Genomic DNA, 25,721 nt, shown 5'->3' on the forward strand with positions numbered 1-25,721 from the left:
ACGAAATGGCGAAGAAGGCAAAGCCGGCGATGGCAGCGCACTTCATTCGGCCAGTTGTGGCGATGGCACGCGTCGGGAGGGTGGCTTGCCTTGCTCCCAGCCCAGCCAGCCAGCCAATGCGCCAGCGAGCAGGCCGCCGCCCAGGGTGACTGCGGCGGGCAGCGTGCCAAAGGCGGCCAGGAAGCGGTTGAAACCGGGAATGGCATCGGGAACATAAACAACCAGCGCTTGCACCGCGAGGAAGAACACGGCGACCAACCATGGCTTCCCATGCTTGCGGTCGCTGGCATAGACCAGCAGGGCAAAGGCGATGCACATCGCGTCCGGGACTGCAACACTGTCCCCAAACTGTTGCAGGGGCGTGCGGTTGGCGAAATCCGGCCAATTGAACAAGTTGCCGGTGGCGCGGCTGGCCGGTGATTCAAACAGGATCAGCGGCGTCGCCAGCAAATAGGCGCCGTGCAGTCTGGCATTGCGGCGATGCTTGATGGCGAGATGGAACAGCGTGAGATAGCCAAGGATCGCCACGAAAGTGATGATGCCGATGGCGGGTTCGAAAACCATCTTGCCCTGATCACCGGCGGCATAGCGGGTCGCCGTGAGATTGACGATGGCGACCAGGCCCATGATCAGCAGCGGGAACAGCAGGAAACTCGCCTTGCCCACCTGCTTGTGCAGCGCGTTGCGGCGTTGCTGGATGGACCAGGTCTGCACGGCAAGCAGGCTGAGCCAGATCATCGCCGAGATGGCATGAACATGGAACGGCAGCGGCACCCGGTCGATCTTGCCGAAATAGGTTGGCCAGAAGCCGACGAAGGTGACGAGCACCATGAATGCCAGATACGGCAGTCCCCAACGAAACAGCATGTTTCCCCCCCTGCCTGTTCCATTTGAATGATGCGGTACGCCGCACCTGATGACAAGGGCAGAGGGTGACAGCGACCCTGCAGCGGGCTAATCCACCATCATGACTCATGCCGCCTTCCCCGCCGCCCGCCTGCGCCGCACCCGAATGACCGCCTGGAGCCGCGATCTGCACCGCGAAACGTCGCTCAGCCCGGCCAATCTGATCTGGCCGCTGTTCCCCACCGAAGGCCATGACCAGGAGGTGCCGGTGGGCACCATGCCCGGCGTGTCGCGCCTGTCGGTCGACCGGCTGGCCAAGGCCGCGAAGGAAGCTGCAAGCCTGGGCATTCCGGCAGTGGCGCTGTTCCCGCACACCTCGGCCGATCGCCGCAGCGAGGATGCCAGGGAAGCGCTTAACCCCGATAACCTCATCTGCCGGGCCATCCGCGCCATCAAGGATGCGGCGCCGGAAGTGGGCGTGCTCACCGATGTGGCGCTCGATCTTTACACCAGCCATGGCCACGATGGCCTGTTGAGCGACGCCGGCGAGATCTTGAACGACGCCACGGTGGAGATGCTGGTTGGCCAGTCGTTGAACCAGGCCCGCGCCGGCTGCGATATCATCGCCCCGTCCGACATGATGGATGGCCGCGTCGCCGCCATCCGTGCCGGGCTGGAGGCTGACGGGTTCCACAACACCCAGATCATGGCCTATTCGGCCAAATATGCCTCGGCCTTCTATGGCCCCTATCGCGATGCGGTGGGCAGCGGCGGCGTGCTGAAGGGCGACAAGAAGACCTATCAGATGGACCCGGCCAATGCCCGCGAAGCGCTGCGCGAAGTGGCGCTGGACATTGCCGAGGGCGCGGATTCCGTGATGGTGAAGCCGGGGATGCCCTATCTCGACATCATCCGGGCCATCCGCGACGCCTTCGACGTGCCGGTGTTCGCCTACCAGGTGTCGGGCGAATATGCGATGCTGGAAGCCGCCATCGCCGCCGGCGTGCTCGATCGCAACAAGGGCGTGCTGGAAGCGCTGATGAGCTTCCGGCGGGCGGGCTGCAACGGCGTGCTGACCTATCACGCGCCGTTGGCGGCGCGGCTGCTGGGGGCGTGAACTCAGGCCGGCGCGCCGGCTGCGGGAGAGGGAAGATGGCCGCATTGCGCCGGATGATGGCCCTGCTGATCGCACTGGCGCTGAATGGCCCGGCACTGGCTGCCCGCCCTGCCGATCTGTTGTTCATCGGTGGCCCTGTCATCACGGCGGACGCCGGCAACCGGATTGCAAACGGTGTAGCGGTGGAGGGCAATCGCATCGTCGCGGTGGGCGACGTGGCGGCGTGGCGCGGGCCGAAGACCAGGGTGATCAACCTGAAGGGCCGGGCGCTGCTGCCAGGCTTCATCGATTCCCACAGCCACGTGTCGGGCATGGCCAATGTCGAGGCCAATTACATCAATATCCAGGCGCCGCCGCTGGCCAACGGGCAGGCCATCATCGCCCGCCTGAAGGCGGCGCAGGCCAGCCGGCCCAAGGGGGCATGGCTGATCGGCCAGGGCACCTACAACCAGATCATGCCGACTCGGGCGGAACTGGATGCGGCCTTTCCCGACACGCCGGTCGATCTGCAATGGAGCGTGCACGACCATCTGATCAACCACGCCGCGGCCGTGGCGCTGGGCATGGGCCGGGATTTTCCCGATCCGCCGGCCGGCAGCACCGGGCGCTATGAGCGCACCGCCGATGGCGAGGTGATGATCAGCCGCGATGCACCGATCAAGGTGCCGCTGCCAACGCTGACAGAAGCGCAACTGAAGCAGGGCGTGCAGGCCATATTGCGCGATTTCTACCTGCAGCGCGGTGTCACCACCGTGTCCGACATGTCGGAGCCGGCGGCCTACAAGGCCTATGACGAGTTGCGGGCCGAAGGCCGCCTGCCCACCCGCGTGCGCCTGAATTACCTGCTGCGCACGCCCGCCGAGCTTGACCGCCTGATCGCCAGCGGCCTTGCCACCGGCCGCGGCGATGACTGGCTGCGCACCGGCGCGGTGAAGTTCATCCAGGACGGGGTATGGGGCACGACGGCTGCCGTCTATCGCCCGTTCTGGGAGGGTTCGGCGACCAGCTTCGTGCCCAACAACCGGGGCGGCACCAGTTTTGACCAGCCGACGCTCTCGGCGCTGGTGCTGAAGGCGCGGCAGGCCGGCTGGCAGGTGCAGATCCACGCCAACGGTGATCGCGCGCAGGACTAGGTGCTGACCGCCTATGAGGCTGCAAACGCCGCCGTGCCCGCCGCTGATGCGCGCTGGCGCATCGAACATTTCGGGCATTTCCTGGTGCGCGACCCAGCGCGAACCCCCGAACGGCTGGCGCGCCTGCGCCGGCTTGGCGGCATCCCCTCGCCGCAGATCGCCTTCCTGTGGCGGTTGACCGACACCAACATCCGGGAACCCGACGTCGATTTCTTCGCCCTGCACACCCTGATCGACGCCGGCTTTCACCCCGCCGGCGGTGTGGACACGATCGGAACCCAGAATTTCGCCACCTATCCGATGTTCTCCATCCAGCGCGCCGTGCACCGCGACAGCAAGTTCGGCAGCATCGTCCAGCCGGGCCAGGCGATCAGCGTGATCGAGGCCATCAGGATGTTCACCATCTGGGCGGCCGAGGCCAATTTCCTCGAAAGGGATTTCGGCAGCATCGAGGTCGGCAAGATTGCCGATCTGGTGGTGCTGGGCGCCGATCCCCGCGCGGTGCCGGCCAGCCAGCTTGCCGCCATCCCGGTCGACATGACGATCCTAGACGGCAAGCTTGCCTTTGAACGGCGCCGGCCATAGCGGCTTGCGGCGACAGGTCGGCGTGGTAACATGCCGGCCTCTTTCGGAGTGGATATGCGCGAGATTGTTCCTGGCTGCTGACCGATAGCTGCACCGCAGCTGTTGGTTCGCCACGCCTCACCGGCAGCGGTGCGGCGCCCTGCAGATTTTGCAGAAGAGCCAGAGACATGGATATTTCGCGCAACGAACAGCGCATACTGCACCTGCTGGCGCAAGGCGGCAGCATTCACCATCGCCGGGAAAACGGCCATATCGTCGACGTCAAATGCTTCACCCGTGATGGCGCCTGCCTGGCCGGGATGAGCCTCGATCTGTTCGCCCGGCTGAAACGGCGTGGTTACATCGAGTCAAAGGGCGGCGCACCCTACCGCATCTCCAGGCTGGGACTGGCGCTGGTCAGAAGCCAGCTCGACAATCGTTAGACGTCAGGCCCCGGTGCGACCCAATGCCGGACCGGGGCCATCGGCGGCGAAGCGACCTCATCACAGCGGCCGGCGCCAGGCCCAGACCTCGCCATCCTCTGGATCTACGACCGTACCGGCAGTGACAAAACCATTGCGGCGCAGCACAACAGCAGAGGCGTTATCCGGCAACAGCGTGTGAGCGATGACAGTGCAGGCTCCATTGGCGGCAGCGATAGCCACCAGATCGCGCGCCATCGCGGTTGCGATCCCACGCCCTTCCACCAGCGGGAAGCTGCCATAGGCGATTTCCACCGTGCCTTCGGGATCCGGCGGCGCCTTGAAGCCACACAGGCCCACCATGGCGCCACTGCTGTCCAATGCCCACCAATCCGCCCACGGCGGCGGCCGCGGCGTCGCGCCCATGATGGCCATGATGGCGTCCAGCGTGGTCAGGCCAATCTCGGCTGAAGGATAGAAATCCTCCACGCCGCGCAGCAGCGCCGGCGGCGGATTGGCAAGATCGGCCGGGCTGGCCGGAATCAGCCGCACCACCATGGCCGGGGCTCAGCCGTCGATCAGGATGATGTCGAAGCCCAGCCTCTCCACACCATCGGCGCGCTTGCCCAGCGACTGGCCGAAAATGGCTGGCGGGAATTGGCCCCCCACGGGCTGATTCAGGTCCTGCGCCAGCGTGCGATCCTGGCCCAGCAAAGGATCGCCGGCGAAATACATCTGGGTAATCAGGCGGTTGATGTCGCCATCGACAAGATAGTGCAGATGCTTTGCCCGCCATGTGGAACCCGCCTTGTAAGCCCCGGGTTCAACGGTGAGAAATCGGTACGCGCCATCCTTGTCGGCCACCAGCCTGGCAAAGCCATCGAAATTGGGATCAAGCGGCGGCGCAGCATCATCGCTCTTGTGGGCGTATCGGCCCACGGAATTGGCCTGCCACATCTCGATGCGGGCCCCGGGGACCGGCTGGCCGTTGCGGCCCATGACACGGCCGGACACCTCGATGATCTTGCCAATGGCGCGGCCATCGCGACCGGCAATGCGGGTGAGATCCGCATCGCTGTCGGCCGGCTGCTGCACCGGATAGAAGGGACCGATCTGCATCGGGCGTGTCGGGCGCCGCGATTGTGCCAGGGCCGAACCAGCCAGCCCACCGCCCGCCACCAACAAACCTGCCTGCCCCAAAAGACGCCGCCTCGTGATGTCCATCTGATCTTCCTCCCCCGTTATTGGTACAAGGCTGCTCTTGCCACGGCACCGCGTCAAGCACCCCACAGCTTGCGCCGCCCGGCCACTGGGCGTAACCGACGCACATGACGGAACGGCTGCGCATCGCGGTATTGGGGGCTTCGGGCTATACCGGGGCTGATCTGGTGCGACTGGCGCTGACCCATCCCCGCATCGAGATTGCGGCGCTGGCCGCCAATGCCAAGGCCGGGCAGACGATGGCGCAGATCTGGCCGCATTTCGCGATGTACCCGGCGCTGCCAACGCTGGTGAAGGCCGATGCCATTGATTTCAGCGCGATCGACGCGGTGTTTGGCTGCCTGCCGCATGCCGCCTCGGCGGAACTGCTCTCCACCATCACGGGGTCGCGCATCATCGATCTTTCGGCCGATTTCCGGCTGAAGGATGCTGGCACCTATGCGCACTGGTATGGCGGCGCCCATCCGGCGCCCGGGCTGCTGCCGGAAGCGGTCTACGGCCTGACCGAATTTGCGCGCGAGGCGCTGCCCGGCGCGCGGATTGCCGCCTGCCCCGGCTGCTATCCCACCGCCGTATTGCTGGCGCTGCTGCCGCTGGTGAAGAGCCACGCGATTTCGGCCGACAAGATCACCGTCAACGCCCTGTCCGGCGTGTCCGGCGCCGGGCGCAGCCTGAAGGAAGCGAACCTTTTTGGTGAGATGGCAGAGGCCGTGCACCCTTATGGGATCGGCCATCACCGCCACATGCCGGAGATGGAGCAGGAATTGTCGCGGCGCGCTGGCCGGCCGGTGACGATCAGCTTCACGCCGCACCTGATTCCGATGAATCGCGGCGAACTGGTGACCTGCATCGTCGAAACTGCACACGGGCCCGACTATCTGCGCGAAGTGCTGGCTGATGCCTACACCGACGAACCCTTTGTGCATCTGCTGCCGGCTGGCGTCGCGCCCGCCACCCGCATGGTGCGCGGATCGAACCATGTCGTGCTGAACGTCTTTGCCGATCGCGTGCCGGGTCGCGCCATCGTCATTGCCGCCATCGACAATCTGGTGAAGGGCTCATCCGGCCAGGCCATCCAGAATTTCAACCTGATGTTCGGCCTGCCCGAAACCATGGGGCTGGAACAGGCCCCCCTCTTCCCGTGATCGAAACAGCGCGCCTGCTGCTGCGGCCGTGGCGCGATGCCGACCGCGCCCCGTTTGCGGCAATGGGAGCCGACGCCCAGGTGATGGCGCATTTTCCGGCGCTGCTCAGCCGGGCCGAAAGTGATGCCGGCGTTGACCGCCAGATGGCCCTGCAAACCGAGCTTGGCCATTGTTTCTGGGCGCTGGAACGGCGCGACACGGCCGAATTCATTGGCTTCTGCGGCCTCATCCCGGTGCGGTTTGCCTGCCCGGTCGAAGGCGAGATCGAGATTGGCTGGCGGCTGGCGCGGGAACATTGGGGCCAGGGGCTGGCGCGCGAGGCGGCACAGGCCAGCCTTGATTGGGGCTTCGCAAGCGGCATCACGCGCATCGTCAGCTTCACCGTGCCAGGCAACCGCCGCAGCTGGGGGTTGATGGAGCGACTGGGCCTCAGGCGCCGGGCCGATCTGGATTTCGATCATCCGCGCATCGCCGCGGGCAGCCCGCTCAGGCGCCACATCGTCTATGAGGCGCTGCGGTGAGCATTCACCCATTTGGTTCGGATTGGCCGCAGATTGCCGATGATGTGTTCATCGCCGCCGGCGCCCGGATCATCGGCAAGGTGCGCATCGGCGCCGGCAGTTCGATCTGGTTCAACTGCGTGCTGCGCGGCGATGTCGGGCGGATCACAGTGGGGCAGCGCAGCAATCTGCAGGATGGCACCATCGTCCATATCTCGGGCGGCCGCCACGACACGGAGATTGGCGATGATGTGCTGATCGGCCATGGCTGCATCATCCACGGCTGCCGCATCGAAAATCACGGCTTCATCGGCATGGGCGCTGTCGTGCTCGATGGCGCTGTGGTGGAAACCGACGCCATGCTCGCTGCCGGCGCGCTGTTGACACCGGGCAAGGTGGTGAAATCGGGCGAATTGTGGGCCGGGCGGCCGGCGACGTTGCTGCGGATGCTGAAGCCCGAGGAAATCGCCGGCAACCGGGCAGGCGCGACAGGCTATGCCGCGCTCGCCCAGCGTTATCGCCGCGCCGAATAGGGCTTATTTGTCAACGCCCTTGACCTTGCCCCATTGGCGGGCGGCCGTGTAGCCAAGATAGCCGGTGCCGAACAGCGCATAGAGCGGTTCGGGCAGGCCGCCGAGATAACGGTTCATGCCGGTGGCGATATCCTGCGCCATCTGCGGCTGCACGGCGGCAATGACACCCATCGGGATCGACCACAGCAGCAGCGCATACATCACGTAGAGGAAGCTCGGGCGGGCGCGGCTGGTCCACGGGTCGTTGCTGCCGGCTTCGGCCACGATGGCGGAAAGTTGGGTGGAGAGCAGATCGAGTTCCTGGCTGTTCTGCAGCTTCAGAAGCTCGATCTTGGCGGCATCGCGGGCCTTGGGATCAGGAATGATCTTGTCGAGCAGGCCGGCAACCGGGGCAATCAGCGCATTGAGAACGGACATTGAACAGCCTTTCTGGTGACAGAGAGGCCGACTTTATAACCAAATGGGATAGTGTAGGACAGACGCAGGATTGCGCGCCGCCTCTCCCCCCAAGGGGAGAGGTGCAGGATTGACTGAATGTCCGAGAAAAATGGTCGGAGCGACAGGATTCGAACCTGCGACCTCCAGACCCCCAGTCTGATGCGCTACCAGGCTGCGCTACGCTCCGAGCCGATGCGGGGCTTAGGGGCTAATCCGGCGCGATGCAACCCCCTCTCTCGCCGCTCAGGCCGCGTTTTCCAGCCCATATTGCTTGAGCAGATCATAGAGCGTGGGCCGGCTCACCCCCAGGAACTTGGCGGCGGTGCTGACATTGCCATCGGCGCGCAGCATCGCCCGGCGAATGGCCTGGCGATCGGCATTCTCGCGCGCAACCTTCAAGGTGAGCGCGGCTTCGTCGCCACTGTTGACCAGATCAAGATCGGTCGCGGTAAGCCGGCTGCCTTCCGCCATGATGACCGCGCGCTTCATGCGGTTTTCCAGTTCGCGCACATTGCCCGGCCACGGCCAATCCGAGATGGCGGCGATGGCATCCGGGGTAAGCCCTTTGAAATCGCGGCCATTCTCACGCGCAAAACGGGTGAGGAAATATTGCGCCAGCAACACGGCGTCACCCGGCCGCTCCTTCAGGCCAGGGATGCGCACCACGATTTCGGCCAGCCGGTAAAACAGATCCTCGCGGAAGCGGCCGGCGGCAATCATCGCATCCAGATCCTGATGGGTGGCGCACACGATCCGCACATCCACCGGGATGGACCTGCGTCCGCCGACCCGTTCGATCACCCGTTCCTGCAGGAAGCGCAGCAATTTCACCTGCAGCGGCAGCGGGATATCGCCGACTTCATCGAGGAACAAGGTGCCGCCTTCGGCCATCTCGATCTTGCCGGGCTGGGTTTTCACCGCGCCGGTGAAGGCGCCTTTTTCATAGCCGAACAGTTCGGATTCGAGCAGATTTTCCGGAATCGCCGCGCAGTTGATGGCGACAAAGGCCGCATCTGCCCGCGCCGAGGCATTGTGCAGCCCCTTGGCGAGCAGTTCCTTGCCGGTGCCCGAGGCACCCAGGAGCATCACCGACACATTGGCCGTAGCGACCCGTTCGACCATGCGGGCCACCTTGATCATCTCAGGCGCGGCCGTGACGATGCCGCCCAGCACCTTGTCCCCGCCGTTGCCGGCTTCAGCAAGGCGGCGATTCTCCGCTTCAAGGCTGGCCACGTGATAAGCGCGGCGCACGATCAGGCCGAGTTCGTCGATGTCGACCGGCTTGTGATAGAAATCAAAGGCCCCCATGGCGATGGCGCGCCGCGCGCTGTCGCGCGCACCATGCCCGGAAGCGACGATCACCTTGGTGTTGGGCCGCGTCGCCAATATGGCTTCCAGTGTGGCAAAGCCTTCGGTCACGCCATCGGGATCAGGCGGCAGGCCCAGATCGAGCGTCACTACCGCCGGCTGGTGCGTGCGCAACGCTTCCAGCGCGGTCTCGCGATCGCCGGCGAGGATCACCTCATGATCCTCGTAGCTCCACTTCAACTGGCGCTGCAGGCCGGTATCGTCTTCCACAACCAGCAGCTTTGGCTTCTCACTCACGCCAGACCCTCACTTTTGTCCCCCTTGCACCAGCAGCGCGGGCTCCCCGGCTGCGACCCCGCCGGCGCCAGTTCCGGCAAGCGGCAGGGTGATGCTGAAGCTTGTGCCTTCGCCTTCACGGCTGGCCACGTCAAGCCGGCCGCCGTGCGCGCGGGCAATCTCGCGCGCTTCATAGGCGCCGATGCCGAAGCCGCCCGGCTTGGTTGATGTGAACGGCTGGAACAATTCCTGCCGGATGAAGCGGGCCGACATGCCCTGGCCGCGATCGGAAAGGGTGACCACCAGGTCATTGCCTGCCACCGCCACGTCAAACCGGATCGGCGCGCCGGCCGGGGAGGCATCGATGGCATTTTGCAGCAGATGTGCGAACATCTGTTCCAGCCGGGCCGCATCGCCGGAGACCATGGCCTGATCCGCCTTCAGGCCGAGATTGAGGCTCAGGGCGGGCCAGGCTCCGGCGCGGGACTTGACCAGCAGGCCCAGCAGGCTGGCCACGGGCACGGGCGCATCGGCGGCCGGCATCCCGGTGGCGCGCTGCGACAACCACGACAGCAGGGCGTTCATCTTGCCCACCGATTCCTTCAGCGTTGCCACCATGTCGGCGCGGAATTCCGGATTATCGGCATGGCGTTCGGCATTGCGGGCCAGCAGGCTGAGCTGGCTGACCAGATTCTTGATATCATGCAGGATGAAGGCAAAGCGGCGGTTGAACTCCTCGAACCGGCGCGCTTCATCCAGCGCGGACTGGCCGCGGCTTTCGGCGACATAGCTGCCCACCTGCCGGCCCAGTGTTTTCAGCAGTTCCTCGTCTTCCCAGCCCAGCCGGCGCGGCACCAGGCTGCGGCCGATCAGCAGCACACCGGCCAGCGCATCGCGGTTGAAGGCCGGCAGCACCAGCCAATAGCGGCGGTCTGCCGCCAGCCAGGTCGGCAGTTCCGGCGCATCGGGCAGCTCGCCATCGCGCACCATTTCAAGATCGAGCAGCCGATCCTGCCGCAGCCAGTCCACCAGCGGACTATCCATGGCCAGCACTTCGGGTGGGCGATCGGCCATCTGCCAGGTTGCACCGGGGCTCAGCCGGTCATCGTCGGGCACCAGCAGCCAGCCGCCGCGCGCTTCCAGCACGCTGGCCACGGCCTGCACCACGCGTTCGGGCAGGCCCTGTGCATCCCCCGGCGCCGAGACAGTGGCGATGAAGCGCAGCCATTCACTACGGTAATCGTAACGATATCGGTAGAAATTGCGCGCGATCGCCACCCGCAGCCAGGCCCGGAAACGATCAGACACCAGCACCACCGCGCCCAGCATGATGGTGGCAAACATGAAGCTGACCTGCAGCAGCGTGCCCCAGTTGCCCCCCATCAGCTTGAGCGCATAGGCCAGCAGCGACATGGCGATCAGGTAGAAACCGACCCCGGAAAAGGCCACGGTCTGGAAGGCGACATTGCGCGACACCCGCGCACCGGTCACCCAGGCGTCGCGGGTGGCAAACAGGAACAGCAGCACCAGCAGCGCATTCACGGCGCCACGGATATTGTAGAGATCAATCGAGGCCGGCGGCAGCAGGAACGCCAGCGTGTAGAAATTGAGATCATAGAGGAACAGGCCAGCAAGGCCGATGGCGAGCAGGCGGATGCCCGAAAGCTGGCCACTGCGCGAGGCAATGTAGAGATTGTGGCTGAGCACCAGCCCGGTGACCGACACCGCGATGCGGATCACCAGAAACAGGCTGGCCGCCACATCGCCCTTGCCGATCAGCGCGCCCTGGCCGGCCCCGGCGACATCGATGAAGAATTGCAGGGTGAGCACAAACCCGAGAATGCCGCCCACCCAGAAGGATGAACGCCCTTCGCCCTCGCCGCCCAGCCAGGTTGGCCGCAGCAGGTAGAGCAGCACGCTGATCCACACCCCCACCTTCACGGTTTGCAGCCGCGAGATCCAGGGTTGCAGGCTCTGATCGATCAGGATGCTGGCGACAAAGCTGGCGGCCCACAGCGCGGTGACCAGCGCCGCGCCGCCCAGCCACAGATTGAGGCCGCGGCGCTGTTTGGTGAGTGCAGCGACGAACAGGCCGAGATAGGCGATCAGCGCCAGCAAATGGCTGAGCAGTCCGACTTCGGTGAGCGCGATCATGGTGGCGCTCCGTGCGAACGGGTCTCTACTCTCGTCACTGCCATCTGTCCCTGCACCGGCATGACGGCAACCTATCGCCACGCGCGCCAAAGCGCCACCCCGTCCGGCAGCGCTGATCATTGCAACAGCTGTGATCATCTATCTTGTAATAAGCATGCATGCTAAATTCGGACCATGAACTCGCTTGCCGCCACAGTGGAACCGGCCATCGCGCCCTTTGCCTCGCCTGACACGATCGGCGTGCTGGTGTCTGACGTGACCCGGCTGCTGCGCCGGCGGTTCGATGCCCGGGCCCGCTCCATCGGCGTGTCGCGCGCGCAATGGCGGGTGCTGATCGCACTGGCCCGGGCGGAAGGCATCAACCAGGCTGGTCTGGCCGAGCGGCTGGACGTGGAAACCATCACGGTGGGCCGCATGGTCGACCGGCTGGAAGAGGCCGGGCTGGTGGAACGCCGGGCCGATCCCGCCGATCGCCGGGCCTGGCGGCTGTTCCTCACCCCGCGGGCGCATCCGATTCTGGCTGAGCTGCAGGCGGTGGCGGTGGATGTCCGCGCCGAAATGCTGGCGGGTTTGAGCGCTGCCGAAGAAGCGGCGCTGCAAGGCCTGCTGCAGCGCCTGCGCGGCAACCTGGATGGTCGCGAAGGATCGGCGACATGAACCAGCGCATCGATCCGCCAGTGGCGAGCACAACATCTTCCTCTCGCTGGCGCAGCCGCGTGGCGATGCTTTCGGTGCCGTTGCTGGTGGCGGCAGCCGGGCTGTGGCTGTGGCTTTCCGGATTGGGCCAGGTGACGACCGACAACGCCTATGTGCGGGTCGACAAGCTGGCGATTTCCAGTGACATCACCAGCCGGGTGCGGCGGGTGTTCGTGGCGGAAAATCAACCAGTGAAGCGCGGGCAGGTGGTGATCGAGCTGGTCGATACGCCGTTCCGCATCGCGCTGGCCCAGGCCGAAGCCCGGCTGGCCGATGCGCGCCGCCAGGTGCGGGGACTGCGCAATGATACTGGTGGCAGTGCCGCCGATGTCGCCGCCAAGCGCGAGGCGCTGGATTATGCGCTCACCGAGATGGAGCGCCAGCAGACCTTGCTGGATCGCGGCTTTGCCACCCGTGCCCGGCTGCAACAGGCACAATATGCCGTGGCCAATGCCCGTGCCGAACTGAACCGTGCCCTGTCTGACGACGCCGCCGCCCGCACTGCCGCCAATGGCGTGCAGGACGTGGAGCAGCACCCGCTGGTGATGACCGCCGCTGCGGTGCGCGACAAGGCGGCGTTTGAACTGGCGCGCACCAAGCTGATCTCGCCCGCCAACGGCATCGCCACCCAGACCAGCCGGGTGCTGCCGGGCCAGGTGATGGTGCAGGGTGTGGCCGCCTTCAGCGTGATGGTGACCGACAGCGCCTATGTCGAAGCCAATTTCAAGGAAACCGAGCTGAAGGACATGCGGGTGGGCCAGCGTGCCGAGGTGCAGCTGGATGCCTTCCCCGATCATGTGCTGCGCGGCCATGTGGAATCGATCGGTGTCGGCACCGGCAGCGAATTTTCGGTGCTGCCGGCACAGAATGCCACCGGCAACTGGGTGAAGGTGGTGCAGCGCGTGCCGGTGCGCATCAAGCTGGACGGCAAGCCATCGGTGCCCTTGATCGCCGGGCTTTCGGCCGAAGTGAAGGTGATCACCAGGTGAGCAGCGCTGCCCCGGTTGTGGCGCCTGCATCCGGAGCCTCGCCCGTCACCGTCACGCTGGTGGTGATGCTGGGCAGCTTCATGACCATCCTCGATTCCACCATCGCCAACGTGGCGCTGCCGCACATGCAGCCCAGCCTGAACGCGGCGGCCGACAGCATCACCTGGGTGCTGACCAGCTATATCGTCGCCACCGCCATCGCCACACCGCTCACCGGCTGGCTTTCGGCGCGCATCGGCCGGCGCACCCTGTTTCTGTGGAGCGTGGCAGCCTTCACCGCCGCCTCGGTGCTGTGCGGCGTCGCCACCAGCCTGGAAGAGATGGTGCTGTTCCGCATGATCCAGGGGGCGGCCGGCGCCTTCATCGCGCCACTGGGCCAGGCCTATCTGCTGGATGTCTGGCCGCCGGAAAAACACGGGCCGGCAATGGCCTGGTGGGGGGTTGGCATCATGGTCGGGCCAATCCTGGGCCCGGTGATCGGCGGCTGGCTCACCGACAGTTTCGATTGGCGCTGGGTGTTCCTGATCAACCTGCCGTTCGGCATCATGTGCCTGACCTGGGCCGCTGCGGTGCTGCCGGAGCCCCGGCTTGAACAACGGCGCTTCGACATGACCGGCTTTGCCCTGCTCGCCGTTGGCATGGCGGCGCTGCAACTGGGGCTGGATCGCGGCCAGCAACTGGACTGGCTGGAAAGCTGGGAAGTGCGGGCCGAATTCGGCATCGCCATCGCCGGCCTGTGGGCCTTTGGCGTGCATGCGCTGGCCACGCCCGGCGGCATCGTCGATCGCGAACTGCTCACCGATCGCAACGCGCTCACCGGCATGGTGTTCATCACGCTGGTGGGCTTCCTGCTGGTGGCCACCACCGCGCTGCTGCCAACGATGCTGCAAACGCTCTATGGCTATCCCGTGGTATCGGCAGGCGCGCTGATGATGCCGCGCGGCATCGGCATGATGATGGCGATGATGGCCGCCGGGCAACTGGTCGGGCGTGGCATTGATCCGCGCGTGATGCTGGCCGCCGGCTTCACCATCACCGGTGCGGCCCTGTGGGGCATGAGCCTGTTCTCCCCGGTGCAAGGCGCTTCGCTGTTCGTGATCACCGGGTTTTTCCAGGGCGCCGGCCTTGGCCTGATCTTCGTGCCATTGAACACGATGGCCTTTGCCAGCCTGCCGATGCGGCTGCGCGCTGACGCATCGGCCATTTACATGCTGCTGCGGAACATCGGCGGTTCGATCGGGATCAGCCTGGCGGTCGCCCTGCTGGAACGCCAGACCCAGACCGCGCACGCCGATCTGGGCGGCGGCATCACCCCGTTCAACCTGCCCTGGGCCGATCCGGCCACCCTGGCTGCAGCCGGTGCCGGCAGCGTGGTCGCCATGCTGGATGGCGCGGTGAACAAGCAGGCCCTGATGATTGCCTATATCGATGTCTATCGAGCGATGGCGTTCATGGCGCTTGCCATGCTGCCACTGCTGCTGGTGTTGCGCCGGCCGCGGCGGCCCGCGTCAAAGGCCGATGTGGTGCATCTGCCCGAGTGACCACTCAGACCGGCGGCGGCGTGAGCCCCACCAGTTTCATCACCACTACCTGCACCAGCATCACCACCAGCCACCACAGGCAGGCCCGGCCAATGCGGCCCCAACGCTGCCCGGCCATCAGCAGCGAGGCGGCCAGCGCCGGCACCACAAAGCCCACCCAGATCACCCAGGCGGTGGCGATGGTCATCACCCACGGCGGTGCGCGTGGCGGCGCCAGGATCAGCGCGCCGGCCAATATGGCGCACAGCCAGGCCGTGGCCAGCAGCGCCACCAGCCAGCCGGTGATGCCCTTGGGCCGATCGACGAACTGGGCGATGAGCAGTCCCATCAGGGTCGCCAGCGCAATCGGAACGGCATTGATGACGATATAGATCATTGCGCCAGCTTGCCGGCTTTCGCGCCCCATGCAAGGGGGAGCCGACTTCAGGAGGACATGAAATGAGCGACCTTCCCCCCCTGCTTCTGGGCCGATTGAACCATGTCGGCATCGCCTGCGTGTCGATTGACGACACCGTGGCCATGTATGGCCGGCTGTTTGGCGCGACCGTTTCGAAGGCCGCGTTTGATCTGCCAGCCCAGGGCGTGCGCGTCGCCTTCATCGATGTCGCCAACAGCCAGCTGGAACTGATCGAGCCGCTGGGCGACGACAGCCCCATCCACGGCTTCCTGAAGAAGAACCCCAGTGGCGGGCAGCATCATGTGTGTTTCGAAGTGAAGGACATCATTGCCGCGCGCGATGCAATGCGGGCACGGGGGGCCACCGTGCTGGGCACCGGCGAGCCGCGCATGGGCGCGCACGGGGTGCCGGTAATCTTCGTGCACCCGCGCGATACGGGCGGCGTGCTGGTGGAACTGATGCAGGAGCCCCCGGAAGGGCATCACTGAGTCCAGTTGCAACTGAAAACCCGCTCATGCTGAGCTTGTCGAGGCACGCACGAACTGTGGTGCCTGCCTCGACAAGCGCGGCACGAGCGGGGCTGTAATTGTCGGCAACGGGCCGAAGCCCGCTCACTCAGTCCTTCTTGCGGCCGCTCAGCAGCCAGCCAACCACGAAGCCCAGCGCAATGCCGGCCCCCAGCGCGGCCAGCGGCTGTTCCTGCACCGTGGTGCGCACCTTGGCAGTGCCTTCTTCAGCCACCTTCTGGGCGCGCTCCCTGACTTCGCGGGCCTTTTCCGGCGCCGCGTCGGCGAGTTCCTTGGCCTTGGCGGCGGCCTTGTCATAAGCGGCGTTGGCGGCATCTTTGGCCTTGCCAATGGCCTTGTCGGCCTGATCCTTCAGATCGACCTTCAGCTTTTCCAGCTTGCTGGCCGCGGTTTCGGCGGCATCGGTCACGGTCGGCAGGGTTTCGGGCGTATCGGTCATGGTCGCGTCCTTTCGGGGAATCCGGTCTTCATCAGAGATAATGTGCCTGTGGCAGAATTTCGAGTCCGTATTGACCACATAACTCACTCGTCCGTGCGAACCCGGCCTCGGCCTGCCTTGACGCCAGACCGGCTGGTCTTGGCATCCAGCCGGCGCTGCCTTGATCCCAGGGTCGGCCGCGTTGCCCGGCGCTTGATCGGCCGGATACAGGCCTGCGCCACAAGTTCGGCCAGCCGCGCCCGCGCATCGGCCCGGTTCTGCACCTGATCGCGGAAGCGGTTGGCGCTGATGATGATGACGCCGTCGCCCGTGGCACGCCGGCCGGCCAGCTTCAGCAGCCGTTCCTTCACCTCGTCGGGCAGGCTGGGCGATGCCACCACGTCGAACCGCAACTGCACCGCCGAGGAGACCTTGTTGACGTTCTGGCCGCCCGGCCCGCTGGAGCGGACAAACGATTCAATCAGTTCGTCTTCGGGAATGGAAATGGCCATGATGTGCCATACCGAATCAGCATCATGCGAACAATTGGGGGAACAAAATGATCATCGTTCATCATCTCAACAACAGCCGCTCGCAGCGTATCCTGTGGCTGCTGGAGGAACTGGGCACGCCCTATGAAATCAAGCATTACAGCCGCGATGCCGTGACCAATCTCGCCCCACCGGATCTGAAGGCCGTGCACCCGCTCGGCAAGAGCCCGGTGATCGAGGCGGATGGCAAGATCATCTTTGAAAGCGGCGCCATCACCGACTGGATCATCCGCAAGCACGGTGGCGGCCGCCTGATGCCGGCGCCGGGAACCGATGCGCACGAGGATTATCTGATGTGGCTGCATTTCGCCGAAGGTTCGGCGATGACGCCCTTCCTGCTCGCACTCTACACCGCCCGCCTGGGCGAGGCCGCAGCACCGCTGGCGCCGCGCATCCAGGAACAGATTGGTGCGCATGTGGCCTATTTCAGCCAGTGCCTGGGGGATAACGACTGGCTGGTGAACAACGCGCTTTCCGGCGCGGACATCATGATGAGCTTCATCGCCGAAATCGCCACCATGCAGGGGCTGGGGGCCCATTTCCCCAATGTCGCGGCCTATGCCAGGCGCCTGCAGGCACGCCCGGCGTGGATCAAGGCCGCCGAGCAGACCGAGCCTTACAATTTCCGCATTCCGGCCTGACGCGAGGCCAGCAGATTGAATGCCAGGCCGCTGATGATCAGCGCGGCGGCCAGCAGTTTCCACGGCGGCAGGGCTTCACCCAGCCAGATCGCCGTGGAGGCCATGCCGAACACCGGGACCAGCAGCGACGTGGGCGCGACGCTGGTTGCCGGGTAGCGGGCGAGCAGCCAGCCCCAGGCGCCATAGCCGAACAATGTGTTGCCCACCGCCTGCCACGCCACCGCCAGCCAGATCGCCGGCGTGGTGGAACGCAGCGCCGTTTCAATCGCCGGCCAGCCCTCGAACCACAGCGCCAGGCCGGCGAGCGGCGGCACGGCGAACAATGACGACCAGGTGATGAAGCCGAGCATGTCCACCTTGCCGGCGGCGCGCTGGGCCATGTTGCCGAGCGACCAGCCAAAGGATGCGCCCAGCACGAGGGCGATGCCGGTGGCGGTCACTTCGCCTCCCGTCTGGCCGGCGATCACCGCGACGCCGCCCAGGGCCAGCGCCAGCGCGGCATATTGCAGGGGCTTCAATCGCTCGTTGCCGCCCACCATCGCCATGCCGATGGTGAACACCACCTGGCTCTGCATCAGCAGGCTGGCGAGGCCGGCGGCGATATGGCCGTTGATGGCAATGAACAAGAGGCCGAACTGGCCGACACCGATGGCCAGCCCATAGAAGGCCAGGATGCGCCACGACACGGCCGGACGGCGCACGAAGAAGATCAGCGGGAACACCACGACGGTAAAGCGCAGCGCCGCAAACAGCAGCGGCGGCAAGCTCTGCAGGGTGGCACCGATCACGGCAAAGTTGCTGCCCCACACCGTTACCACGGCCAGCGCCAGCAACAGGGCGCGGGGTGTCAATGCCGCGGCGTTCATCGCGGTTTGGCGAGCAGGTGAAAGGCCGTGGCGGCCACCAGCAGCGCCACCGCCACGTTCAGCGCCAAGGGCCGCGCCGTGCCATCGTGCAACGCCGCCGCCAGCGCAGAAGCCAGCGCGCCGACACCGAAATTCACGCCGCCCATCAGCCCGGAAATCGCCCCGGCGCGCAGCGGATCGACATTCAGCGCCCCGGCCGAAGCGTTGGCCGCGATCAGGCCGTTGGATGACAGCGCCACAAACAGGATCGGCATGAAGATCAACAGCGGCGCATCGGCCTGCGTCGCCAGCCACAGCGCCAGCCCGGCCATGGCGGCACCAAGGGTGGCCCAGGCCAGAATCGCGTCGGGCGATCGGTGCCTCAGCAAGGCGCGGTTGATCTGGCTCGAACCCACGATGCCCACCGCGATGGCGGCGAACACCAGCCCGAACTGGCCTTCGGAAAATCCCCAGACATTGACCACCAGATCCGGCGATGCCGCGATATAGCTGAACAGTGTCGCCCCATTGGCCGCACCCACCAGCAGATAGCCGATCAGCCGGCGATGGCCGAGCAGACGGGCATAGGTGCTCAGTACATCATTCCCGCGCGCCGCCTGGGCGGTGGCGGCAGAGCGGCTTTCCTCCAGCCGCCAGGCGACGGCACCGGCCACGGCAACGCCGACCGCGACAAAGGCATAAAACACCGCGTGCCAGCCTGCCGCCATGGCGATCCAGCCGCCAATGGTGGGCGCCAGCAGCGGCGCAATCGCCAGCACCAGCATCAACAGGCTGAAAATGCGGGCAGAATCGCGGTGGTCATAACGATCGCGCACAATGGCACGGCAGGTGACCATGGCAGCACAGCAGCCCAGCGCCTGGAAGAAGCGCCCTGCGACCAGCGCTTCGATATTGGGCGCCAACGCACAGAACAGGCTGGCCACGACATAGACCGCGCAGCCAATCAGAACCGTCGGCCGCCGGCCGATCCGGTCACTGAGCGGCCCAAAGAACAGCTGGCCAATCGCCATGCCGACGAAGAAGGTTGACAGGGTGAGCTGCACCGCGGCCGCCGACGTGCCATAATCGCGCGCAATCGCCGGCAGCGTGGGCAGATAAAGATCGATGGTGACCGCACCAAAGCCGGTGAGTGACCCCAGCAACAGGATCTCGCCCAGGCTGGGCTGACGGGAGGCAGACGGGGCGTGCACGGCGCAGCGTGTAGGGGCTCAACGCGCGGCGGTCGAGGGGAAGTTCAACCGCCCCTGCAGCCGCGCCAGTGCGCCGCACGCGCTTCGGCCCAGGCGGCGGCCCCGTCGCTGATGCCGGTCAGCCGCAGCCGGAAATCGCGGTAGCCATCATGATTGGGGATGGGCAGGCGCGCTTCGAGGATGTGGCCGGCAATGGCATCCATCACCAATGAGCCGGACTTGCCGCCCAGCGCCGGGCCATGCAGCTGAAACACCAGCGCCGGCTTTCCCATCCAGTGCGTTTCCGCCAAGAAGCGACCGTCGAGCGCGCCGAGGTCGGTCAGCGTTGGCCCTTGCGGCCCAATCAGCAGCAGCGGCAGGCCGATGCGGAAATCCGCGCGCCGGTCGGGTCGGTTGGCGAGCCACAGGGTGAGGCTGGCGAAATCGAAATCATAAAGATGCCAGGGCCGCGTGCCGACGGGCGTGACCAGTTTCAATTCGCCCTCGGGCAAGGCGGCACGGGCCGTGAGCTGGCCGCTGCCATCCTCACGGAACCACGCAAAGGCCTGTTGCCCGCCATCGCGGCGCAGCTGCCCACCCACCAGTTCGCTGGCCTGCCCGGTGGCGGGATCGATCCGCGCCGTGACCAGCGCCGCCTGCGTGCAGCGCGCTTGCGCCTTCATCACCGCCAACTGGCCGGCGGCTGGCACGTGCACATGCACCGCTTCGGCCAGGCTGCCATCGCCGTTGCTGCGGCTGTAGTGCCAGGTGCGGCCCACCTGCCCGGCCGCCGGAGTGGCCAGCAGCAGAGCCAGGGCCGCAGCGCGGATCACGCCCGCGCGGTGCCTCCAAGATCATTGGCGTCGACAGCGTTGACGCTATTGTGGCGCAGCGCGTCGAGTACGCTGCGCACGATGGCGGCGGCATCCAGCCCGGCTTCGGCATATTGCTTGGCCGGATTATCATGATCCTGGTAGAGATCGGGCAGGCGCAGCGTGCGCACCTTCAGGCCTGCATCGGTCAGGCCTTCGTCACTGGCCAGGGTCAGCACATGGCTGCCAAAGCCGCCGATGGCGCCTTCCTCGATGGTGATCAGCACCTCGTGGGTGGCGGCCAGCTTGCGGATCAGCGCCATGTCGAGCGGCTTGGCAAAGCGCATGTCGGCGACCGTGGTGGAAAGGCCCTTGGCGTCGAGGGTGTCGGCGGCGGCCAGCGCTTCGGCGAGGCGGGTGCCGAGCGACAGGATGGCAACCTTGCTGCCCTGCCGCACGATGCGGCCCTTGCCGATTTCAAGGCGGGTGCGGCTTTCCGGAATGGCGACGCCGGTGCCCTCACCACGCGGATAACGCAGCGCAATCGGGCCGTCGTCATACAGGGCGGCGGTGTGCACCATGTCGGCCAGTTCGGCCTCGTCGGCCGCGGCCATCACCACCATGTTGGGCAGGGTGGCAAGGTAGGTGACATCGAAAGAGCCGGCATGGGTGGCGCCATCGGCACCGACAAGCCCAGCACGATCAATGGCAAAGCGCACGGGGAGATTCTGCAGCGCCACATCGTGCACCACCTGGTCATAAGCGCGCTGCAGGAAGGTGGAATAGATGGCGCAGAACGGCCGCATGCCCTGCGCGGCGAGGCCAGCAGCGAAGGTGACGGCGTGCTGTTCGGCGATGCCGACATCGAAGCTGCGTTCCGGGAAGGCCTTGGCAAAACGGTCCACGCCCGTGCCCGACGGCATGGCGGCGGTGATGGCGACGATGTTGGGATCGCGCCTGGCTTCTTCGATCAGCATGTCGCCAAAGACGTTCTGATAGGCCGGTGCCTTGGGCTGCGGCTTGTGCTGGGTGCCCGACACCACGTCGAACTTCACCACGCCATGATATTTGTCAGCCGAAGCTTCGGCCGGGGCATAGCCCTTGCCCTTCTGCGTGACGACATGGATCAGCATCGGGCCTTCGGCGGCATCGCGGACATTCTCGAGCACCGGCAGCAGATGATCGAGATTATGGCCATCGATCGGGCCGACATAATAGAAGCCCAGTTCCTCGAACAGCGTGCCACCCCCCTGGGCGAAACCGCGGGCATATTCATCGATGCGCGCGGCCGCCTTCTGCAACGGCGGCGGCAGCACCTTGCCGGAAACCTGCTTCAGATATTCACGCAGTTCCAGGAACTTGCGGCCGGACAACAGGCGCGACAGATACGACGACAGCGCCCCCACCGGCGGCGCGATCGACATATCGTTGTCGTTCAGGATGACCACGAGCCGGTTGCCGGCCTCGCGGGCATTGTTCATCGCCTCATAGGCCATGCCGGCCGACATGGCGCCATCGCCGATCACCGCGATGCCCTTGCCCGGCTTGTTCATCATCTTGTTGGCGACGGCAAAACCCAGCGCCGCCGAGATCGAGGTGCTGCTGTGCGCAGCGCCGAACGGATCATATTCGCTCTCGCTGCGCTTGGTGAAGCCGCTCAGGCCGCCACCCTGGCGCAGGGTACGGATCCGGCTGCGGCGGCCGGTGATGATCTTGTGCGGATAGGCCTGGTGGCCCACGTCCCACACCAGCTTGTCGTCCGGCGTGTTGAACACATAGTGGAGCGCGACAGTCAGCTCGACCACGCCAAGGCCGGCACCAAGATGGCCACCCGTCACCGAAACGGCGTGGATCATCTCCTGACGCAATTCATCTGCCAGCTGCCGCAACTGCCCAGGTTCCAGCCGGCGCAGATCCGCCGGGATGTTGACCTGGTCGAGAAGCGGGGTTTCAAGCGTCATATGAACGGCTCGCAGTGGCTGAATCTTAAGGGATTGCCCTTAGCGATTATGGCAGGGCCTGTCACCCGGACTGTCTGCCCCGGATGACAGATTCGTTGCCGCAGCACGGCATGTGCCTGATTTCACGCACAGTTGGCGCAGATGCCGCGCACTTCGATCACCGGGCGCACCGGGGTGAAGCCCGCTGCCATCGCGGCGCTGCGCACATCACCGGTAATGCGATCATCATCGACGTGAGTCGCCCGGCCACAACGATCGCAAACCAGGAAGATGCAATCATGTGGGCAATCGGGGTGGGCATTGGCGATGAAGGCGTTGGCGCTCTCCACGCGGCTGGCCACGTTGTTGGCCACAAACAGATCGAGAATACGGTAAACGCTGTTGGCGGCGATGCGCCGGCCCGACGCGGCCGACACGGCGTCGGTCACATCATAGGCCGAGACCGGCCGGTCGAAATCGGCCAGCGCCTGAAACACCGTGGAGCGCAGCGGCGTCCATTGTTCGCCAACGCTGACAAGGCGGTTTCTTGCGGCGGCAGCAAGATCTGCCCGGCTGTAATGCTGGCCGTGAACATGAGCGGTGTGAGCCATGGCGATCATATTGAACTTTGTGCGCGACGGTGCAAGCGCCTGAGCAAGGGCAGCGTTCAGGCGGTGCGCAGCGCCTTCATGTTCTGCCAGTGCGCGAACGCCAGCAGCGACACGCCCACCATCGACGCCAGCATTTCGGACACGTCGCCATGCACCACCAGCAAGGATGCCGCCATTACCACCAACCCGGCCGCACCAAGCAGACCGATTGGCAAGCGCCCATGCCGACGCCAGCCGCGCCACAAGGCCACCGCCGCCAGCGGCATGGCCATCACCAGACCCACCACATGGACACGGTGATCAAGCCAGTCACCGGAGAGGGCGAACAGGCTGAGCAGGACGAACCCGGCCATGCAATGCAGCAGGCACAGGCCGGACAGACCGATGGCGATTCGATCAAGCAGGCTGGCGGGAGGTTCCGACATGGTTGCGATGTAACATTATCACATCCTGTCCGCAAGCCGATTCATGCCGGAATGCAAGGTGTCGAAAATTCTTTACATGACCAGCCGAATCAGGCACCAATGTAAAAGATTTTCAACATAGGGAGTCGATGATGACAATCGCCTGGTCAAGCATGTCGGTACGGGAGAAATCCGCCTGGGCAATGGGAACCCTCATGGTCGCCATGGCGGTCTGGTATTTTGGCCGGCTGGGCGTTTCCGCCTGGCTGCCCGGCCATTCGCTGCCGATGGGGGATCTGGTGGCCTATCTGTTCCTCACCATAACCGGCAGCATCGTGGTGCAGGTCCTGCTGGCCATTGCCAACCGCGGCGAAGCCGGCGCGGCACCCGATGAGCGGGAAAATGCGGCATCGGCGCGTGCTGTCGCCTGGGCGGGCCATGTGCTGACAGCGGTGATCGCCGGCGCGTTGCTGTGGTTCATGGCCCACCGCGACGGGATGATGCTGTTCCACTCGCTGTTTGCCGGCCTGCTGGCCAGCCAGACCGTGGTGCACTGGGGCACTGCCTGGCTGTTGCGGCGCGGTTTCTGACCGGCCATGCCGCCGCCCCCCCCGATCAGCAACCGTGTGCGCGAGCTGCGCGAGGCCCAGGGCAATATCAGCCAGGCCGCGCTTGGTGATGCCATCGGTGTCACTCGCCACACCATCATCGCCATCGAACAGGGAAAATATTCGCCCAGCCTGGAAAGCGCCTTTCGCATTGCCCGCTTCTTTCAGGTCGGCGTGGAGGATGTGTTCAGCTGGCACGGTTGAGGGCCCGGCATTGCCTTGCCGTCACCGTCCACCTAGGGTCCAATTCTCGCTGGAGACCTTGACCGATGCGCACCCTTGCCGCCCTGTTCCTGCTTTCTGCCGCCAGCCCGGCACTCGCTTCCCCCGATCTGGCCATGGTGGCCCGCATCACCGATGAAGCCATGAACCGCGGCGAAGTGGTGGAGACGGCGGCCTGGCTGAGCGACCGCATCGGCCCACGGCTGACAAACTCCCCCGGCATGCGGGTCGCCGAACGTTGGACGCAGGACAGGTTCAAGGCCTGGGGCCTCAGCAATGTGCGCACCGAAAGCTTTGATTTCGGCCGCGGCTGGTCGGTCGAGCGGGCCAGTGTGGTGATGCAATCGCCCCGCCTGATGCGCATGCGCACCTTGCCCGTGGCCTGGACACCGGCCACGCCGGCCGGCGGCATCACCGCGCCGGTGGTAGTGGCCCCGATGAGCAAGCCCGGCCATTTTGCCGAATGGGCCGGCAAGCTGAAGAGCAAGATCGTGGCCGTCAGCCTCCCGCGCCCGCCAGCCGACGCCACCAAGCCGGCCTTCAAGCGACTGGACGACAAGGCGATCGGCGAGCTGGACGAATATCAGCAGCCGGTGACCGCTCCGGATGATGGCGAAGGCTGGTTCAAATATCTGCAGTTCGGCAAGCAGCTCGATGAATTCCTCGCCAGGGAAGGCGCCGTGGGCTGGGTGCGCATGAGCTACCGCGACAATGGCCTGCTGCACGGTGAAGGCTATCAGCACCGTGACACGCCCAAGCTGCCCGGCCTTGAGCTGACGGCCGAGGATTATCGCCGGCTGGCACGGCTGGCCAAGCAGGGCGAAGTCGTGCTGACAATCGATTCGCAGGTGAAGTTCGACGACAGCGATACCAATGGTTACAATGTGTTGGCTGATATCCCCGGCAGCGACGCCAAGGCCGGTTACGTGATGGCCGGCGCCCATCTCGACAGCTGGGTGGCGGCCGATGGCGCGGCAGACAATGGCGCCGGTTCCGCCGTGGTGATGGAAGCCGCCCGCATCCTCGCCGCCCTGAAGGTGAAGCCCAAGCGCACCATCCGCTTTGCGCTGTGGTCGGGCGAGGAACAGGGGCTTTATGGCTCGTCCAACTATATCGAGCGTCACCTTGCCAGCCGGCCGGCCAACCCGGATCCGGTGAAGGCCCGGCTTTCCTATGACTTCCGGATGAACCAGTATCCGATTGAAAAGAAAGCCGATTACAACCTGATGGCAGCCTATTTCAACATGGACAACGGCGGCGGCAAGCTGCGCGGCATCCACGCTGAAGGCAATTTCGCCGCCGTGCCGATCCTGCAGGAGTGGCTGTCACCCTTTGCCAGCATGGGGGCCAGCACCGTGGTTGCCAGCCCGACCGGCGGCACCGATCATGAATTCATGGCCGCGATGGGTCTGCCGGCCTTCCAGTTCATCCAGGACCCGCTGGATTATGAAACCACCGTGCACCACAGCAGTGTCGACACCTTCGATCACCTGCGCCCGGCTGACCTGCGCCAGGCCAGCGTGATCCTGGCGTCGCTATTGTGGGAAGCCGCCAATGCCGACAAGCCGCTGCCCGCCAAGCCCTTGCCGACCAAGCCGAAAATGACCGATCCCTTCCGTTATGAGGATCCGGACAAGAAGGATTGATGCGACAGCGCGCAGGCTTGGCCAGC

The 25,721-nt window shown here is 65.4% G+C and carries 28 protein-coding genes, 1 tRNA gene and 1 pseudogene; 14 read left to right on the top strand and 16 right to left on the bottom strand.

Translation table 11 applies throughout. The annotated features are described in order from the left end of the window. Positions 1–42 precede the first annotated feature (42 nt). Positions 43–867, bottom strand: coding sequence for a hypothetical protein (locus D619_RS17400; protein WP_017668910.1), 825 nt, complete (start codon positions 865–867; stop codon positions 43–45). Between the two features lie 100 nt (positions 868–967). On the opposite strand from D619_RS17400, the gene hemB reads away from it, so the two are divergent. The 3 genes and pseudogenes from hemB to D619_RS0112365 all read left to right on the top strand — a co-directional run bounded on the left by hemB (position 968) and on the right by D619_RS0112365 (position 4,103). Further along, the gene (gene hemB, locus D619_RS0112350; RefSeq protein WP_026091015.1) at positions 968–1,963 is read left to right on the top strand and encodes a porphobilinogen synthase; all 996 of its coding nucleotides are present in this window, start codon (positions 968–970) and stop codon (positions 1,961–1,963) included. 56 nt (positions 1,964–2,019) lie between these two features. Continuing rightward, positions 2,020–3,681: pseudogene (locus tag D619_RS18365) on the top strand (amidohydrolase). Between the two features lie 167 nt (positions 3,682–3,848). Next, positions 3,849–4,103: a YjhX family toxin gene (locus tag D619_RS0112365; protein ID WP_017668914.1), complete on the top strand. Its 255-nt coding sequence runs from the start codon at positions 3,849–3,851 to the stop codon at positions 4,101–4,103. Between the two features lie 60 nt (positions 4,104–4,163). Here D619_RS0112365 and D619_RS16585 read toward each other — a convergent pair whose 3' ends face one another. After that, positions 4,164–4,640, bottom strand: a complete 477-nt coding sequence (locus tag D619_RS16585; protein ID WP_017668915.1) for a GNAT family N-acetyltransferase — start codon at positions 4,638–4,640, stop codon at positions 4,164–4,166. A 9-nt stretch (positions 4,641–4,649) separates the two neighbouring features. Continuing rightward, complete coding sequence (locus tag D619_RS16590) at positions 4,650–5,201, bottom strand: hypothetical protein (RefSeq protein WP_020480480.1); 552 nt, start codon at positions 5,199–5,201, stop codon at positions 4,650–4,652. 209 nt (positions 5,202–5,410) lie between these two features. On the opposite strand from D619_RS16590, the gene argC reads away from it, so the two are divergent. Genes argC through D619_RS0112390 form a run of 3 tightly spaced genes read left to right on the top strand, consistent with a single transcriptional unit; the run spans position 5,411 to position 7,481 of the window. Beyond that, the gene (argC, locus tag D619_RS0112380; RefSeq protein WP_017668917.1) at positions 5,411–6,448 is read left to right on the top strand and encodes an N-acetyl-gamma-glutamyl-phosphate reductase; all 1,038 of its coding nucleotides are present in this window, start codon (positions 5,411–5,413) and stop codon (positions 6,446–6,448) included. After that, complete coding sequence (locus D619_RS0112385; RefSeq protein WP_017668918.1) at positions 6,445–6,969, top strand: GNAT family N-acetyltransferase; 525 nt, start codon at positions 6,445–6,447, stop codon at positions 6,967–6,969. Before argC ends, D619_RS0112385 begins: the two co-directional genes overlap by 4 nt. Further along, complete coding sequence (locus D619_RS0112390; RefSeq protein WP_017668919.1) at positions 6,966–7,481, top strand: gamma carbonic anhydrase family protein; 516 nt, start codon at positions 6,966–6,968, stop codon at positions 7,479–7,481. Before D619_RS0112385 ends, D619_RS0112390 begins: the two co-directional genes overlap by 4 nt. A gap of 3 nt (positions 7,482–7,484) precedes the next feature. Here the strand turns inward: D619_RS0112390 and D619_RS0112395 are convergent, their stop codons facing one another. From D619_RS0112395 to prsK, 4 genes are all read right to left on the bottom strand, one after another. Continuing rightward, the gene (locus D619_RS0112395; protein ID WP_017668920.1) at positions 7,485–7,898 is read right to left on the bottom strand and encodes a holin family protein; all 414 of its coding nucleotides are present in this window, start codon (positions 7,896–7,898) and stop codon (positions 7,485–7,487) included. A 131-nt stretch (positions 7,899–8,029) separates the two neighbouring features. Beyond that, positions 8,030–8,106, bottom strand: a tRNA-Pro gene (locus D619_RS0112400). 56 nt (positions 8,107–8,162) lie between these two features. Then, entirely contained in the window at positions 8,163–9,524 is a 1,362-nt protein-coding gene (prsR, locus tag D619_RS0112405; RefSeq protein WP_017668921.1) for a PEP-CTERM-box response regulator transcription factor, read from the bottom strand. Between the two features lie 9 nt (positions 9,525–9,533). Continuing rightward, positions 9,534–11,657 (bottom strand): XrtA/PEP-CTERM system histidine kinase PrsK, encoded by a 2,124-nt coding sequence (prsK, locus tag D619_RS16595; RefSeq protein ID WP_017668922.1) that lies wholly within the window; start codon positions 11,655–11,657, stop codon positions 9,534–9,536. Positions 11,658–11,831: 174 nt separating this feature from the next. On the opposite strand from prsK, the gene D619_RS0112415 reads away from it, so the two are divergent. Genes D619_RS0112415 through D619_RS0112425 form a run of 3 tightly spaced genes read left to right on the top strand, consistent with a single transcriptional unit; the run spans position 11,832 to position 14,883 of the window. After that, positions 11,832–12,314 (top strand): MarR family transcriptional regulator, encoded by a 483-nt coding sequence (locus D619_RS0112415; protein WP_017668923.1) that lies wholly within the window; start codon positions 11,832–11,834, stop codon positions 12,312–12,314. Next, the gene (locus D619_RS16600; protein WP_081587152.1) at positions 12,311–13,342 is read left to right on the top strand and encodes an HlyD family secretion protein; all 1,032 of its coding nucleotides are present in this window, start codon (positions 12,311–12,313) and stop codon (positions 13,340–13,342) included. The genes D619_RS0112415 and D619_RS16600 overlap by 4 nt, the downstream gene beginning before the upstream one ends. Beyond that, a complete protein-coding gene (locus tag D619_RS0112425) occupies positions 13,339–14,883 on the top strand; it encodes a DHA2 family efflux MFS transporter permease subunit (protein ID WP_017668925.1) in 1,545 nt (514 codons plus the stop codon). The genes D619_RS16600 and D619_RS0112425 overlap by 4 nt, the downstream gene beginning before the upstream one ends. A 4-nt stretch (positions 14,884–14,887) precedes the next feature. Here D619_RS0112425 and D619_RS0112430 read toward each other — a convergent pair whose 3' ends face one another. After that, a complete protein-coding gene (locus D619_RS0112430) occupies positions 14,888–15,259 on the bottom strand; it encodes a hypothetical protein (protein ID WP_026091018.1) in 372 nt (123 codons plus the stop codon). Positions 15,260–15,339: 80 nt separating this feature from the next. On the opposite strand from D619_RS0112430, the gene mce reads away from it, so the two are divergent. Further along, positions 15,340–15,768, top strand: a complete 429-nt coding sequence (gene mce, locus D619_RS0112435; protein ID WP_026091019.1) for a methylmalonyl-CoA epimerase — start codon at positions 15,340–15,342, stop codon at positions 15,766–15,768. A 127-nt stretch (positions 15,769–15,895) separates the two neighbouring features. Here the strand turns inward: mce and D619_RS0112440 are convergent, their stop codons facing one another. Both D619_RS0112440 and arfB read right to left on the bottom strand, forming a co-directional pair. Further along, a complete protein-coding gene (locus D619_RS0112440) occupies positions 15,896–16,246 on the bottom strand; it encodes a DUF883 family protein (RefSeq protein WP_017668928.1) in 351 nt (116 codons plus the stop codon). Positions 16,247–16,329: 83 nt separating this feature from the next. Continuing rightward, a complete protein-coding gene (arfB, locus tag D619_RS0112445) occupies positions 16,330–16,737 on the bottom strand; it encodes an alternative ribosome rescue aminoacyl-tRNA hydrolase ArfB (RefSeq protein ID WP_017668929.1) in 408 nt (135 codons plus the stop codon). A gap of 47 nt (positions 16,738–16,784) precedes the next feature. On the opposite strand from arfB, the gene D619_RS0112450 reads away from it, so the two are divergent. After that, positions 16,785–17,417, top strand: coding sequence for a glutathione S-transferase family protein (locus tag D619_RS0112450; protein WP_017668930.1), 633 nt, complete (start codon positions 16,785–16,787; stop codon positions 17,415–17,417). Here D619_RS0112450 and D619_RS0112455 read toward each other — a convergent pair. From D619_RS0112455 to D619_RS0112480, 6 genes are all read right to left on the bottom strand, one after another. After that, complete coding sequence (locus D619_RS0112455; protein ID WP_026091020.1) at positions 17,393–18,283, bottom strand: EamA family transporter; 891 nt, start codon at positions 18,281–18,283, stop codon at positions 17,393–17,395. The two genes, D619_RS0112450 and D619_RS0112455, sit on opposite strands and share 25 nt — an antisense overlap. Beyond that, entirely contained in the window at positions 18,280–19,473 is a 1,194-nt protein-coding gene (locus D619_RS0112460) for a multidrug effflux MFS transporter (RefSeq protein ID WP_026091021.1), read from the bottom strand. Before D619_RS0112460 ends, D619_RS0112455 begins: the two co-directional genes overlap by 4 nt. 44 nt (positions 19,474–19,517) lie before the next feature. Then, on the bottom strand, positions 19,518–20,285 hold the full coding sequence (locus tag D619_RS0112465) for a hypothetical protein (RefSeq protein ID WP_017668932.1): 768 nt from the start codon (positions 20,283–20,285) through the stop codon (positions 19,518–19,520). Then, positions 20,282–22,225: a 1-deoxy-D-xylulose-5-phosphate synthase gene (dxs, locus tag D619_RS0112470; RefSeq protein ID WP_017668933.1), complete on the bottom strand. Its 1,944-nt coding sequence runs from the start codon at positions 22,223–22,225 to the stop codon at positions 20,282–20,284. The genes D619_RS0112465 and dxs overlap by 4 nt, the downstream gene beginning before the upstream one ends. A 122-nt stretch (positions 22,226–22,347) precedes the next feature. Continuing rightward, positions 22,348–22,815, bottom strand: a complete 468-nt coding sequence (locus D619_RS0112475) for a transcriptional repressor (protein WP_026091022.1) — start codon at positions 22,813–22,815, stop codon at positions 22,348–22,350. A gap of 56 nt (positions 22,816–22,871) precedes the next feature. Next, positions 22,872–23,240, bottom strand: coding sequence for a MerC domain-containing protein (locus tag D619_RS0112480; protein ID WP_017668935.1), 369 nt, complete (start codon positions 23,238–23,240; stop codon positions 22,872–22,874). Positions 23,241–23,422: 182 nt separating this feature from the next. On the opposite strand from D619_RS0112480, the gene D619_RS0112490 reads away from it, so the two are divergent. From D619_RS0112490 to D619_RS0112500, 3 genes are all read left to right on the top strand, one after another. Further along, positions 23,423–23,809 carry a hypothetical protein gene (locus D619_RS0112490; RefSeq protein ID WP_152417438.1) on the top strand — a complete coding sequence of 129 codons (387 nt, stop codon included), beginning with the start codon at positions 23,423–23,425 and terminating at the stop codon, positions 23,807–23,809. Between the two features lie 6 nt (positions 23,810–23,815). Then, positions 23,816–24,031: a helix-turn-helix transcriptional regulator gene (locus D619_RS0112495; protein WP_017668937.1), complete on the top strand. Its 216-nt coding sequence runs from the start codon at positions 23,816–23,818 to the stop codon at positions 24,029–24,031. A 65-nt stretch (positions 24,032–24,096) separates the two neighbouring features. Continuing rightward, on the top strand, positions 24,097–25,695 hold the full coding sequence (locus D619_RS0112500) for a M20/M25/M40 family metallo-hydrolase (RefSeq protein ID WP_017668938.1): 1,599 nt from the start codon (positions 24,097–24,099) through the stop codon (positions 25,693–25,695). Positions 25,696–25,721 lie beyond the last annotated feature (26 nt).

The organism is Sandarakinorhabdus sp. AAP62, from assembly GCF_000331225.1.
Classification (GTDB): domain Bacteria; phylum Pseudomonadota; class Alphaproteobacteria; order Sphingomonadales; family Sphingomonadaceae; genus Sandarakinorhabdus.

Bases quoted from the DNA above. Each gene is read 5' to 3' on its own strand.
- D619_RS0112490 (WP_152417438.1), top strand. From the start codon at position 23,423: ATGGGAACCCTCATGGTCGCCATGGCGGTCTGGTATTTTGGCCGGCTG.
- D619_RS0112415 (WP_017668923.1), top strand. From the start codon at position 11,832: ATGAACTCGCTTGCCGCCACAGTGGAACCGGCCATCGCGCCCTTTGCC.
- D619_RS16600 (WP_081587152.1), top strand. From the start codon at position 12,311: ATGAACCAGCGCATCGATCCGCCAGTGGCGAGCACAACATCTTCCTCT.
- D619_RS0112395 (WP_017668920.1), bottom strand. From the start codon at position 7,898: ATGTCCGTTCTCAATGCGCTGATTGCCCCGGTTGCCGGCCTGCTCGAC.
- D619_RS16590 (WP_020480480.1), bottom strand. From the start codon at position 5,201: ATGCAGATCGGTCCCTTCTATCCGGTGCAGCAGCCGGCCGACAGCGAT.
- D619_RS16585 (WP_017668915.1), bottom strand. From the start codon at position 4,640: ATGGTGGTGCGGCTGATTCCGGCCAGCCCGGCCGATCTTGCCAATCCG.
- D619_RS0112450 (WP_017668930.1), top strand. From the start codon at position 16,785: ATGATCATCGTTCATCATCTCAACAACAGCCGCTCGCAGCGTATCCTG.
- D619_RS0112365 (WP_017668914.1), top strand. From the start codon at position 3,849: ATGGATATTTCGCGCAACGAACAGCGCATACTGCACCTGCTGGCGCAA.
- D619_RS0112480 (WP_017668935.1), bottom strand. From the start codon at position 23,240: ATGTCGGAACCTCCCGCCAGCCTGCTTGATCGAATCGCCATCGGTCTG.
- hemB (WP_026091015.1), top strand. From the start codon at position 968: ATGACTCATGCCGCCTTCCCCGCCGCCCGCCTGCGCCGCACCCGAATG.
- D619_RS0112495 (WP_017668937.1), top strand. From the start codon at position 23,816: ATGCCGCCGCCCCCCCCGATCAGCAACCGTGTGCGCGAGCTGCGCGAG.
- D619_RS0112430 (WP_026091018.1), bottom strand. From the start codon at position 15,259: ATGATCTATATCGTCATCAATGCCGTTCCGATTGCGCTGGCGACCCTG.
- D619_RS0112455 (WP_026091020.1), bottom strand. From the start codon at position 18,283: ATGAACGCCGCGGCATTGACACCCCGCGCCCTGTTGCTGGCGCTGGCC.
- D619_RS0112440 (WP_017668928.1), bottom strand. From the start codon at position 16,246: ATGACCGATACGCCCGAAACCCTGCCGACCGTGACCGATGCCGCCGAA.
- D619_RS17400 (WP_017668910.1), bottom strand. From the start codon at position 867: ATGCTGTTTCGTTGGGGACTGCCGTATCTGGCATTCATGGTGCTCGTC.
- D619_RS0112475 (WP_026091022.1), bottom strand. From the start codon at position 22,815: ATGGCTCACACCGCTCATGTTCACGGCCAGCATTACAGCCGGGCAGAT.
- D619_RS0112500 (WP_017668938.1), top strand. From the start codon at position 24,097: ATGCGCACCCTTGCCGCCCTGTTCCTGCTTTCTGCCGCCAGCCCGGCA.
- prsK (WP_017668922.1), bottom strand. From the start codon at position 11,657: ATGATCGCGCTCACCGAAGTCGGACTGCTCAGCCATTTGCTGGCGCTG.
- argC (WP_017668917.1), top strand. From the start codon at position 5,411: ATGACGGAACGGCTGCGCATCGCGGTATTGGGGGCTTCGGGCTATACC.
- dxs (WP_017668933.1), bottom strand. From the start codon at position 22,225: ATGACGCTTGAAACCCCGCTTCTCGACCAGGTCAACATCCCGGCGGAT.
- arfB (WP_017668929.1), bottom strand. From the start codon at position 16,737: ATGGCCATTTCCATTCCCGAAGACGAACTGATTGAATCGTTTGTCCGC.